General features: G+C 63.1%; 9 protein-coding genes. 4 read left to right on the forward strand and 5 right to left on the reverse strand.

All coding sequences use genetic code 11. The features are described from left to right. Window positions 1–156 precede the first annotated feature (156 nt). The 3 genes from metH to RO009_23925 all read right to left on the reverse strand — a co-directional run bounded on the left by metH (window position 157) and on the right by RO009_23925 (window position 5952). Window positions 157–3894 (reverse strand): methionine synthase, encoded by a 3738-nt coding sequence (gene metH, locus RO009_23915; protein MDT3688077.1) that lies wholly within the window; start codon window positions 3892–3894, stop codon window positions 157–159. 148 nt (window positions 3895–4042) lie between these two features. Then, a complete protein-coding gene (metF, locus tag RO009_23920; protein MDT3688078.1) occupies window positions 4043–4957 on the reverse strand; it encodes a methylenetetrahydrofolate reductase [NAD(P)H] in 915 nt (304 codons plus the stop codon). Further along, entirely contained in the window at window positions 4957–5952 is a 996-nt protein-coding gene (locus RO009_23925) for a metalloregulator ArsR/SmtB family transcription factor (protein MDT3688079.1), read from the reverse strand. The genes metF and RO009_23925 overlap by 1 nt, the downstream gene beginning before the upstream one ends. Before the next feature lie 247 nt (window positions 5953–6199). Between RO009_23925 and tsaA the strand changes: the two genes are divergently transcribed. The 4 genes from tsaA (at window position 6200) to RO009_23945 (ending at window position 10185) form a co-directional block, all read left to right on the forward strand. After that, complete coding sequence (gene tsaA / locus RO009_23930) at window positions 6200–6733, forward strand: tRNA (N6-threonylcarbamoyladenosine(37)-N6)-methyltransferase TrmO (GenBank protein MDT3688080.1); 534 nt, start codon at window positions 6200–6202, stop codon at window positions 6731–6733. Window positions 6734–6737: 4 nt separating this feature from the next. Then, complete coding sequence (locus tag RO009_23935; protein MDT3688081.1) at window positions 6738–7661, forward strand: ketopantoate reductase family protein; 924 nt, start codon at window positions 6738–6740, stop codon at window positions 7659–7661. Between the two features lie 148 nt (window positions 7662–7809). Next, entirely contained in the window at window positions 7810–8505 is a 696-nt protein-coding gene (locus RO009_23940) for a L,D-transpeptidase (GenBank protein MDT3688082.1), read from the forward strand. Window positions 8506–8628: 123 nt separating this feature from the next. After that, window positions 8629–10185, forward strand: coding sequence for a DUF4403 family protein (locus RO009_23945; protein MDT3688083.1), 1557 nt, complete (start codon window positions 8629–8631; stop codon window positions 10183–10185). 199 nt (window positions 10186–10384) lie between these two features. Here RO009_23945 and RO009_23950 read toward each other — a convergent pair whose 3' ends face one another. Continuing rightward, a complete protein-coding gene (locus RO009_23950) occupies window positions 10385–11404 on the reverse strand; it encodes an NAD-dependent epimerase/dehydratase family protein (protein MDT3688084.1) in 1020 nt (339 codons plus the stop codon). Window positions 11405–11441: 37 nt separating this feature from the next. Beyond that, the gene (locus RO009_23955; protein MDT3688085.1) at window positions 11442–12677 is read right to left on the reverse strand and encodes an ATP-grasp domain-containing protein; all 1236 of its coding nucleotides are present in this window, start codon (window positions 12675–12677) and stop codon (window positions 11442–11444) included. Window positions 12678–12700: the final 23 nt, after the last annotated feature.

Consider the following 12700-nt stretch of genomic DNA (forward strand, 5'->3'; position numbering starts at 1 on the left):
GCAGTCCTGCTTGGAGCGTTTTGATTTCGAGACTGCAGGACAAGCCATAAGACCAGGCCGCACTGAAGCGGCTCAAAGTTTCAGCGGACACCGGAGCGGGGCATCTCCGGTGTCTTGCTTTTTGGGGCTCTCTCTTGCGTTTTCAGACTCTGAAAGTCAGGCCGCCGCGCGCGTCTTGCCTAGGCTTGCCGGACTGTAGTTGAGGATCGGCGCCAGCCATTTCTCCGCCTCTTCCACCGTCCAGCCCTTGCGGCGGGCATAATCCTCGACCTGGTCGCGCTCAATCTTGCCAACGCCGAAATAATGGCTCTCCGGGTGGCTGAAATAGAGCCCGCAGACAGAGGCGCCCGGCCACATGGCGAAGCTCTCGGTCAGCTTCACTCCGATGCGCTCGCCCTCGATCAGACGGAACAGCGTGTCCTTCTCGGTGTGATCGGGTTGCGCCGGATAGCCCGGCGCCGGCCGGATGCCTTGGTACTTTTCCCCAATCAGCTCGGCCTTGGTGAGCTTCTCGTCCGGCGCGAAGCTCCAGAATTCCTTGCGCACTTTCTCGTGCAGACATTCGGCAAAAGCTTCCGCCAGCCGGTCGGCCAGCGCCTTGATCATGATCGACGAATAGTCGTCATTGGCTTTCTTGTAGCGGTCGGCGACGTCATCCTCGCCGATGCCGGCGGTGACAACAAAGGCGCCGACATAATCCTCAAGCCCGCTCGCACGCGGCGCGACGAAATCGGAGATCGCAACATTGGCGCGACCTTCGCGGCGCGTCAGTTGCTGGCGCAATCCATGCAGCGTCGCGATCTTTGTCTTGCGTGCGTCGTCGAACACAAGGATGTCGTCGCCCTCGGTATTCGCCGGCCAGAAGCCGACCGCGGCGGCGGCCTTGAACCAGCCTTCGCCGGTGATGCGCTTCAGAAGCTCCTGTGCATCCTTGTAGAGAGATCGCGCCGCTTCCCCGAATTTTTCGTCATTGAGAATGTCGGGATATTTCCCGGTCAGCTCCCAGGTCGAGAAGAACGGCGTCCAGTCGATGTAATCGACAAGCTGCGTGAGCGGGAAATTCTCGATCACGCGCGTGCCGAGGAAAGACGGTTTCGGCGGCACATAGCCTGACCAGTCGAACTTGAGGCTGTTGGCACGTGCATCGGCGATCGACAACCGCTTCTTGTCTTCCTGGCCGCGGGCATGCGCAGCAGCAATCTGCGCATATTCCTCGCGAACATTGGCGACATAGGCCGGCCGATTATCCTTCGACATCAGCGAGGCGGTGACGCCGACCGCGCGACTGGCATCGTTCACATAGACCGTCTGGCCGCTATTGTAGTTCGGATGAATCTTGACCGCGGTGTGCACGCGGCTGGTGGTGGCGCCGCCGATCAAGAGCGGCAGATCGAAATTCTGCCGCTCCATCTCCGCCGCGACATGGCACATCTCGTCGAGCGAGGGCGTGATCAGCCCGGACAGGCCAATGATATCGACCTCCTCGGCGCGCGCGGTTTCCAGAATCTTCGCCGCCGGCACCATCACGCCGAGGTCGATGACCTCGTAATTGTTGCACTGGAGCACGACCCCGACGATGTTCTTGCCGATGTCGTGCACGTCGCCCTTGACGGTTGCCAGCAGCACCTTGCCGTTGGAATTGCTCTGGCCCTTGTCGTTCGCCGCCTTTTCCTCCTCCATGAAGGGCATGAGATAGGCCACGGCCTGCTTCATCACCCGCGCCGACTTAACCACTTGCGGCAGGAACATCTTGCCCGAACCGAACAGGTCGCCGACGATATTCATGCCGTCCATCAACGGGCCTTCGATCACGTCGAGCGGGCGCTTGGCCTTCAGCCGCGCCGCCTCTGTGTCCTCGGTGATAAAATCGGTGATGCCATGCACCAGCGCATGCGACAGGCGCTTCTCCACCGGCCATTCCCGCCACGCGAGATCGGCCGCGGTCTTTTCGCGGGTCTGGCCCTGGAAGCGTTTTGCAATGTCGAGCAGGCGCTCGGCCGCGTCCTCACGGCGATTGAGCACCACGTCCTCGCAGGCATCGCGCAATTCCGGATCGAGATCGTCATAGACCGCCATCTGGCCGGCATTGACGATGCCCATGTCCATGCCGGCATGAATGGCGTGATACAGGAATACCGAATGCATCGCCTCGCGCACCGGCTCGTTGCCACGGAACGAGAACGACAGGTTCGATACGCCGCCGGAAATATGCGCATGCGGCAGGTTCTGCCGGATCCAGCGCGTCGCCTCGATGAAGGCGATGCCGTAGCCGTTATGCTCCTCGATCCCGGTCGCAATGGCGAAGATGTTGGGATCGAAGATGATGTCTTCCGGCGGAAAGCCGACCTCGTTGACCAGGATGTCGTAGGCCCGTTTGCAGATCTCCATCTTGCGTTCAACGGTGTCGGCCTGGCCCTTTTCATCAAACGCCATGACCACCACCGCCGCACCATAACGGCGCACGACTTTGGCGTGGTGGATGAACGTATCGACACCCTCTTTCATGGAGATCGAATTGACGATCGCCTTGCCCTGCACGCATTTCAGCCCGGCCTCGATCACCGAAAATTTCGATGAATCGATCATCACCGGCACGCGCGCAATGTCGGGTTCCGCCGCGATCAGATTGAGGAAAGTCACCATCGCCTTCTCGGAATCGAGCAGACCCTCGTCCATGTTGACGTCGATCACCTGGGCGCCGTTCTCAACTTGATCGCGCGCGACCGCGAGTGCGGCCGGATAATCGCCCGCCGTGATCAGCTTGCGGAATTTTGCCGATCCCGTGACATTGGTGCGCTCGCCGACATTCACGAAGGGGATTTCCGGCGTCAGCGTGAATGGCTCAAGGCCGGACAGCCGCAGCCGTACCGGGATTTGTGGAATCTTGCGGGGCCTCGCCTGCGACACCGCCGCCGCGATGGCCTTCATGTGCGCGGGTGTGGTGCCGCAGCAGCCGCCGACGATATTCACAAGACCCGACGAGGCGAATTCGCTGAGCAATCCGGCCATGTGTTCCGGGCTTTCATCATACAGCCCGAATTCATTCGGCAGGCCGGCATTGGGATAAGCGCAGGTGAGCGTATCGGCGATCTGCGCGATGTCGTCCATATGCGCGCGCATTTCCTTGGCGCCGAGCGCGCAGTTCAGGCCGATCGAGAACGGCGCGGCATGCCGCACCGAATTCCAGAAGGCCTCCGGCGTCTGGCCGGAGAGCGTGCGGCCCGACAGGTCGGTGATGGTGCCGGAGATCATCACCGGTATGGAGCGGCCGAGTTGATCTTCCAGTTCGGCAATCGCGCAGAGCGCCGCTTTGGCGTTCAACGTGTCGAAAATGGTCTCAACCAGCAGGATGTCGACGCCGCCCTCGATCAAGGCCGCAGCCTGCTCCGCATAGGCGGCCTTCAATTCGTCGAAGCTGACGGCGCGGAAGCCGGGATTGTTGACGTCGGGCGAGATCGACGCGGTGCGGTTTGTCGGTCCCATTGCGCCCGCGGCGTAACGCTTTTTCCCGTCCTCCTTCTCCGCAATCACCGCCGCCTCGCGCACAAGGCGCGCGGCATCGCGATTGAGTTCGGATACCAGCTCTTCCATGCCGTAGTCGGCTTGCGCGATGACCGTCGAGGAGAAGGTGTTGGTGGAGACGATATCGGCGCCGGCGCGGAAATATTGCAGGTGGATATCGCGCACCGCATCCGGCCGTGTCAGCGCCAGCAGATCGTTGTTGCCGCGCAGATCGCGCGGCCAGTCCTTGAAGCGCGATCCGCGAAAGCCCTGCTCGTCGAGCTTCAGCGCCTGCAACATGGTGCCCATGCCGCCGTCGAGCAGCAGGATGCGCTCGCGTGCCAGATCGCGGAGCTCGAGTTCGACGGGGGATACGCCAACGGAAGAATGCATGCAGTCTGTCACTCGTGCTGGTCATTCCGGGGCGCGTGCGAAGCACGCGAACCCGGAATCAAGAGACACAACGAAGCGTGCCGTGATGGTTCTGGATTCGGGGTTTCGCCGCCTTCAGCGGCTCGCCCGGAATAACGGATGATATTGTTCACGCCGCTGCCCTCGTTTCCGGCCGCAGGCCGAGCAGATGGCAGATCGCGTAGACGAGATCGGCGCGGTTCATGGTGTAGAAGTGGAAATCGGTGACGCCGCGATCGACGAGATCCATCACCTGCTCGGCGGCGACGGCGGCGGCGACGAGCTTGCGGGTGGCGACATCGTCATCGAGCCCATCGAAACGCTCTGCCAGCCAGGACGGAACGGAGGCGCCGGTCCGCTCGGCGAAACTCTTCGCCTGCTTGAAGTTCTGCACGGGCAGAATGCCGGGAACGACCGGCACATCGATGCCGCGCGCGCGGACGCGGTCGAGATAGCGGAAATAGAGATCGTTCTCGAAGAAGAATTGCGTGATGGCGCGCGTCGCGCCGGCATCAACCTTCGCCTTCAGCATGTCGATGTCGGCTGCGACGGTGGGGCTGTCCGGGTGTTTCTCCGGATAGGAGGCAACCGAGATTTCAAAATCAGCGACGCGCTTGATGCCCGCGACAAGATCGGCCGCATTCACATAGCCGCCCGGATGCGGGGTATAGCGCGTGCCGGCGCCCGTGGTCGGATCGCCGCGCAAGGCCACGATGTGACGCACGCCGGCGGCGGCATAATTCCGGATCACCTCGTTCACCTCGTCGCGCGTCGCCTCGACGCAGGTGAGATGCGCGGCCGGCGTCAGCGCGGTTTCATTGAGCATACGCTTGACGGTTGCATGCGTGCGCTCGCGGGTCGAACCGCCGGCGCCGTAGGTTACCGACACAAAATGCGGCGTGAGCGGCGCGAGCCGGCTGATGGATTCCCAGAGGGTCGCCTCCATCTCTTCCGTCTTGGGCGGAAAGAATTCGAACGATACGCGGATCCGGCTGGCCAGTCCGTTCTGCAGCAGGCGGCTGGCGCGCGTTGCGGATTCGGTCATCAGGCCACCTCCCGGCTGCGGCCGGCGATGCGAAGGCGCGGATCATGCGCGAGCCAGAGCGAGACCGCGATCTTGCCTTCGGAGCCGAGCTCCGGCGCGATGCTTCGTTGCATCGTGACGTCCAGACCCGCCGCTTCCAGCCATTGCGACACCGTTTCCGGCGGGAAACCGAGGCGGCGATGCGCGTGCTCTTCGCGCAGGAATTCCAGATCATGCGGCGCGAAATCCACCACCAGCAGCCGCCCACCGGGTTCGAGCACACGCGCAGCTTCGCGCACGGCGCGCCCGCCGTCATCGAGATAATGCAGCACCTGATGGATGATCACGACGTCGAAGGATTCACGCGCCAGCGGCAGATTGTAGATGTCGCCCTGCCGCACGCTGCAATGTTTCAAGCCGGCGCGCTCGAGTCGCGCGCGCGCGATCGACAGCATGGCCGGCGACAGATCGATGCCAAGGCCGCGCTCGATCTGCGGACCGAACAATTCCAGCATGCGTCCGGTGCCGGTGCCGAGATCGAGAAGCGCCCGGAACGGCTTGTCGGAAAGCGCCATGATGATGGCGTCCTCCACGGCGGAATCGGCGGTGTGCAATTTGCGGATGCGGTCCCACTCCGCGGCATGCGAGCGGAAGTAATCCTGCGCCTGCTTGGCGCGCTGCTCGCGCACGGCGGCCAGCCGCTCGCGGTCGCGGGACAGCGTCGGGTCGTCGGCATCGAGCCGCTCCACCAGCAACCGGCCGAGCTGCGCATTCTCGCCGCGGTCGGCCATGCGGAAGAAGGCCCAGGCGCCCTCGCGATGGCGTTCGATCAGCCCGGCTTCTGCCAGCAGCTTCAGATGGCGGGAGATGCGCGGCTGCGACTGACGCAGGATTTCGGTCAGGTCGGAGACCGTGAGCTCGGTCTCGGCCAGCAGCGCAAGGATCCGCAGGCGCGTGCCCTCGGCGCTCGCCTTGAGCGCGCTGTGCATGGCCTCAAAAGACAGGTTCGCCACCATTCGATCCACCATATAAGGATATCTTTATACCTTAATTTGGTGGGCGCAAGCCCATTCATTGGGCGACAGAAGACCCCTTGCCAGTCAGGGTTTCAAAGCGGTTTCTCCGGCCGAACAGCGCATTATCCGGCGAAGTGAAATCACTTCGCCGTAAAGATCATGCGCCATGTCAACAAGTTAGCGCGCGATGGGACGCAAAATTGCTATCCACTTTTGCTGATCGCGCGCTAGAGGCTAGGGTCTCGCCATGACAGAAAAAGCTCTAAACGACCCCGGCGCCAGCATCCGGGACGGCGAGATGGCGATCCCCCTGCCTGGCCACTTCGACGCCCAGCTCTATTTCATCGGCCGCATCCGCACGCCATGGACCCGCCGGCAGGACTGCCCGCACAATGCCCGCGAGGCGCGCGAGCGGGGCGACGTCTGCGTCGTGGAGGTGGACCCCCGCTACCAGGCTGCCCTGAAGGACGTCGCCGGCTGTTCGCATCTGATCCTTCTCTACTGGATGAGCGAAGCGCGCCGCGATCTGGTGCAGCAGATGCCAAAGCATGTCAGCGAGCCGCGCGGCACCTTCGCGCTGCGTTCGCCGGTGCGGCCGAATCCGGTGGCGCTTAGCGTGGTGCGGCTTCTGAAAATCGAGGGAACGACCCTCTCTGTCGTCGGCGTCGATTGCCTCGACAACACGCCGCTGATCGACATCAAACCCTATTTTGCATCGACGGATGCTGTCCCCGAGGCCAGCGTGGCCTGGCACAGACCGCAATCCGAAAACGGAGTCTGACATCATGCGCATTGCGATCATGGCCGCGGGTGCGGTCGGCGGCTATTTTGGCGCGCGGCTGGCCGATGCCGGCCACGATGTTGTTTTCATCGCGCGCGGCAAGCATCTCGACGCCATCCGCAGGAGCGGGCTGAAGATCGAAAGCGTGCTGGGCGACCTGCATCTGAAGAATGCGAAGACGACCGACGATCCAGCCAGCGTCGGCTCAGTCGATATCGTGATGTTCGCAGTGAAGCTGTGGGACACCGAGGCTGCGGGTGAACAGACGAAGCCGCTGGTTGGTCCCGATACACTCGTCATTACATTGCAGAACGGCGTCGACAGTGTGGAGCGCCTCACACCTATTCTCGGCGCCGATCATGTTGTCGGCGGTACGACGCATGTCGTCACCGTAATGCCCGAGCCTGGCGTGATCCGCCAGACCAGCAAGTTTGCAAAATTCACCTGCGGATTTTCGGATCGCCGCAGCGACCCGAAATTGCAAGCCTTTGTCGCCGCCGCACAAGCGGCGGGCATCGAGGCCATCCTCTCCGACGACATTGAACGCGAACGCTGGCAGAAATTCATTTTTCTCGCGGGCACATCAGGCGTCACGGCGTCGACCCGCATGCCGCTTGGCCCGGTCATGGCCGACCCTGACACGCGTGCCTTTTTCCGAAAAGTGATGGAAGAGGTGCAGGCGGTCGCGCGTGCGAAGGGGGTCGCCATCGCCAATGATTTCATCGACAGCCAGATGGCCTTTGCGGCTGCTGCGTCCCCGACGACAAAAGCCTCGCAGCTCAACGATCTGGAAGCCGGCAACCGGCTCGAACTCGACTGGCTGGCCGGCAAGGTGGTGGCGTTCGGGCGCGAATTGGGCGTGCCGACGCCGGCCAATGAAGCGGTTTACGCAATGCTCAAATTGCACCGCATGGGGCGCAAAGGCTGAAACCGCCGAATTCTACTGAAATGTAAGAGAACGCTGTAAGGTAAACCTAGTCCTTTCGAGGTATCCCCAAAATCTCCCGGAACCGAAACGCCTTCCTTCACTTGTCTTCTGCAGAACAGGTGGACGGTCTGGCCTTCGGGAGTGTGTCATGGCGAGCAAGCGCCGCGCGTGCCTGGGAAGTGTGTTTTTTGCAGCGACGATCCTGACCTGCAGCGCAGCCGGCGCCCAAACGCTGGCTTACAACGAGCCCGGACGCTTTCTGCTATTTCCGCCGCTTTTCACCCAGCCGCCGCTTCAAACTCAACCTCAGATCCAGCCGGAGGTTGCGCGCGAGCCGATCGCTGCGACGCCGCAGGCCGACACAGATATCCCCGCGCATCTGCGCCGCCAGATTGTCAGCTATTCCGGGAAGGAGCCGGCCGGCACCATCATCGTCGATACGCCCAACACCTATCTCTATTACGTGCTCGGCAACGGCCGAGCGATGCGCTACGGCATCGGCGTCGGTCGCGACGGTTTCCGCTGGTCGGGCGTGAAGTCGGTCGAGCGCAAGGCGGAATGGCCGGACTGGGTGCCGCCAGCGGACATGATCGCACGCCAGCCCTATCTGCCGCGCTTTGTTGCCGGCGGCCCGCATAATCCGCTGGGCGCGCGCGCACTCTATATCGGCGGCACCATTTATCGCATCCACGGCACCAATGTGCCGTCCAGCATCGGACAGCGCGTCTCGTCGGGCTGCATCCGCATGCTTAACGAGGATGTGATCGATCTCTATGAGCGCGCCAAGGTCGGCACCCGGGTGGTTGTGCTGCCCGACAACCGCCACATGGCCGGGCGGCTCTAAGGCCGCACGGAATTTCGGCGCGGCAATCTGCCATGCCGGCGCCCTAGCCTGCGCCGACGCCCCGCATTAAACTCTGCCCCCGCCGATTCATTTTGGCAGGGCGAAGGGGACGCAATGCGGGGGATGTCCCGGACAATTCCAGGCGCGACCCTGCTTGGCGGCGTTGCGGTCGTGCTTGTGTTCTTCTTCGGCACCCTGTGGGTGATGGAGAAGCTTTCGCCGGGCGCGTCCGATGCGCCCCCGGTGCTGGCGCAATTGCCGCCGCTGCCTGCTGCCACGCGCACATCCACCATCATCACACCGGCCGCCATTGCGCTCACCGCCATCCGTGACACATTGGAGCGCGCCGCACCGCGCGACTTCTCCGGCCGGCCTGACAATCCGATCAGCAAATTGCTGTCGAAAGCCGAAATCGGCTGGACGGTGACGCGCTCGCCGCTCGCCATTAGCGGCCGCAGCGACGGCGTGACCATCGCGACGACGTTGAACGGCTCCCTGCGTGTCACCGGGCAGATTGCGGATCAGGCCGGCAATATCACCGGCGCGCTGGCGGGTCTCGTCAACAACAACCTCGGTTCCGGCATCCAGAAATTCACCGGCAAGACGCTCGACCAGCGCGCTGACATCCGCGGCAACGTCGCGGTGCTGTCGCGGCCGGCGATCACCACCGACTGGCGGCTGGAGCCCAATCTCAGCGCACAGGTATCGATCGCCGAAGCCAATCTGTCGGTTGCCGGTTTGAAGCTGAGCGCTTCGAACGAAGTGCGCCCGCTGCTCGACAAGGCGGTGGCCGAGCAAATGTCGGCGCTGCAGGCGCGGCTGCGCAACGACCCCTTCCTCGAACAGGCGGCGCGCCGCGAATGGGCGAAGATGTGCCGCTCGATTTCCCTCGGCGCGGCCGGCGCCGGCTTGCCGAATCTGTGGCTGGAATTGCGCCCGACGCGCGCCTTTGCCGCGCAGCCGCGCACCGACGCGAACGCCGTGACGTTGACGCTCGGCGTGCAGGCGCAGACCCGCATCGTCGCAGAGGAAACAAAGCCGAGCTGCCCGTTCCCGGCCAAGCTCGATCTGGTGCCGCAGATGGACCGGGGGCGCGTCAGCATCGGCCTGCCGATCGACGTGCCGTTCACCGAGCTGAACCGCGTTCTCGAGCCGCAACTGAAGAATAGATCATTTCCCGAAGACGGCTCCGGCCCGGTCCAGGTGACCGTGTTGCGCGCCTCCGTGGCCGCAGCCGGCGAGCGCCTGCTGATTTCGTTGCGCGTCAAGGCCACCGAGCGCAAGAGCTGGTTCGGCTTCGGCACCGAAGCCACGATCCATGTCTGGGGCCGGCCAATGCTCGACAAGGCCGAGCAGATACTGCGGCTGACCGACATTTCACTCGCGGTCGAATCGGAAGCGGCCTTCGGCCTGCTCGGCGCCGCCGCGAAAGCCGCCGTTCCCTATATGGAGGCGGCGCTGGCAAAGAATGCCGTGGTGGATTTGAAACCCTTTGCAGCCTCGGCACGCAAGAGCATCGAAGCGGCCATCACCGATTTCCGCAAGCAGCAGGACGGCGTGAGCGTGGACGCCGCCGTCACGGGCTTGCGCCTCGTCGGCATCGAGTTTGACTCGAAGATGCTGCGGGTCATCGCCGAAGCCGACGGCAATGTGCGCGTCGCGGTGAGCAGGCTGCCGTAGGGCGCAAATCATTCGGATAAAATTATCATGCGTCATGGCCGGCCTGTCCCGGCCATCCGCATCTTTGATCTTGCTCCGTTTGAAGAGGTCAATGCCCGCGACACGTTTACACGCGGGCCGCGCTTCGTGCGGACCAGGCTGCGCGGGCATGACGATTCAATTGAAGCAACACGCTCTTATCGTAAGGCTTGCTTCGCCTTCAGCGGATCGGCAACGACCGCGCCGTCGCCGGAGAAGGCCGCTCTTTCGCCGCCGCAAGCCACGCCACGAATTCCGCCAGCGCTTGCCGGACCGGACGCGGCGCATAGCCCAGTTCGCGCCGCGCCTTGCTGTCGTCGAGCCGCGCCGATCGCAGCGCCAGCCGCACGCCTTCGACGGTCGCAATCGGCCGGCGATGCGACAGCCAGGATGCAAAGGATTCCGCGAGCGCCGACACGCCGAGCGCGACGGCGCCGGGAATGCTCATCTTGATCCGCTCACGCCCGGTGATCTCGTCAAGGGCCGACAGGATCTGTCCGAGCGACATGTTCTCGCCGCCCAGAATGTAACGCTCGCCACTGCGCCCCCTCTGCGCGGCGAGGATCATTCCGGCGGCCACGTCGCGAACATCGACGACATTCAACATGCTGTCGAGATAGATGTGAAATCTCTGCGAGACGAAATGCGCAAGCATCGCGGCCGGCGGCGTGAAGCCGAAATCATTGGCGCCGACCGGCAATGTAGGGTTGACGATCACCACATGGAGGCCAGCCGTCGCCGCCTCCGCCGCTGCCTGCTCGGCCAGGCATTTCGAATGCGTATAGGGCCCCAACGCATGGCCGTCGCTTGCGATCACGCTTTCGTCGATCACGTCGGACGAGCGCAGGGAGGACAGCAGAACGGTTTCACTCGAACAATGCACGACACGGCGGATTCCATTCTCACGCGCGGCGGACAGCACGATCGCGGTGCCAAAGCCGTTGACGCGATCGAAGTCGTCCACGTTTTCGGTCCACAGATGCGGAATGCCGGCGAGATGATAGACCTCGTCCACGCCGTCCATGGCGCGCGGAACCGCATCCCGATCAGTAATGGAAGCGCGAACAAAATCGCAGCGCGGTCTGAGGCGCCGCGGAGGTGCCTGATCAAGAATACGCACATGGTCGCCGCGCTGCAGAAGCGCAGCGACAAGATGCTGGCCGATGAATCCGCTTCCGCCGGTGACCAGTGATCGATGCACAACCGGACCTCATGCTTGCATAGCCGACGTGAAACTGTCAGGACGGCGATAGGTTCGGCACGACTTCACTTTCTATGATCCGCATGGCTTTAAGGGTTAGCAAGTGGTTGCCCCACCCTCTTTTGGCCAATCTGCCCGCCCATCCCGGATTTGTGATCAAAAGCAGCGCCGTCATCCCGGCCGGGACGGCGCTCAGCCAGTCCCGGTTCACGGGCGTGAGTTCCTCCTCGCTATTCATGTAAGGGCCGCATCTCGACCACAATTGCCGGCATTCGGACAGAATATCGCGCCGTGATGCGCCGCGTTCGGCCGCGCCAAGCAGCGCCAGCATCGCAAGATGCGTGCGGACGCCCGGCCGGCTCGGCGGCACCTCCCCGATCTTTGCGTCGCAGGACACCTGCACCAGCAGCCCGGCGAGATCGAGACCGCACAGCCAGGCGCTCATCGGTTCGACGAGCCGTGGATTGCAGTCGATATAGAAGGGTCCCGCTTCGGTCAGAACGTAGTCAATCGACAGCGCGCCGTGCCAGGCGAGCTTTTGCCCGATCCTGCGCATGTGCGATTCAACAAGTGGGCGCGACACGCTGTCCTTGATCGCATCGCCTCCGCCAATGCCTTCGACAATCCGTCGATAAGCATGCATCGCCACCAGTTCGCCGCGCCTGAACACGGCCTGTGCATGCTCAACCTCGCCGCTGACGAAATCCTGCACCAGCACTGTCCCGTCAAAACCGCCGGCTGACTGCAATTCGGCTGATGCAGCGGCGAGATCCGCACTGGATTTCACCAGCCAGGTGCCGCGGCTCGCGGTTCCGATCGCGGTTTTCACGACGTTTGGAAAACGAGAGATGTCCGCCAATTGACCGGCATTTGCGACAAATTGCGTGCGCGGTTGCGGAAGGTCGAGCTCTTTCAGCAGAGCATGGAATCCCGCCTTGTTGTGAGCATGCCGGTAACTCTCGAAGCTTGGCAGGGCGACATGGACCAGCGCGGCGAGCTGCTCCTGCGCCGCGGCGAACAGATAGCCCTGTTCGTGAACCGGTAGCAGCACGTCGAAACGGCGGCGGGACAGCAAATCCTGAACAAAGGACAGATAGGCGAGCGGGCGATCGCGAAGGCCAGGGCAGCGGTGAAACTTACCGACGAATCGGGAAAAGCGGCCCAGGCAATACGGATTGGGATCGCAGACCTCGATCTCGTGGCCGCCCATGGCGAGCGCGGTGATGGCTTCACGCGCCGACGTGCTAGAGCCTTCCGAAAGCAGGATCCGCATGCGGAGGTCCAGCCGCTGTGTCA

Origin of the sequence: Pseudorhodoplanes sp. (genome assembly GCA_032027085.1) — a bacterium.
In the GTDB taxonomy this organism is placed as follows: Bacteria; Pseudomonadota; Alphaproteobacteria; order Rhizobiales; family Xanthobacteraceae; genus Pseudorhodoplanes.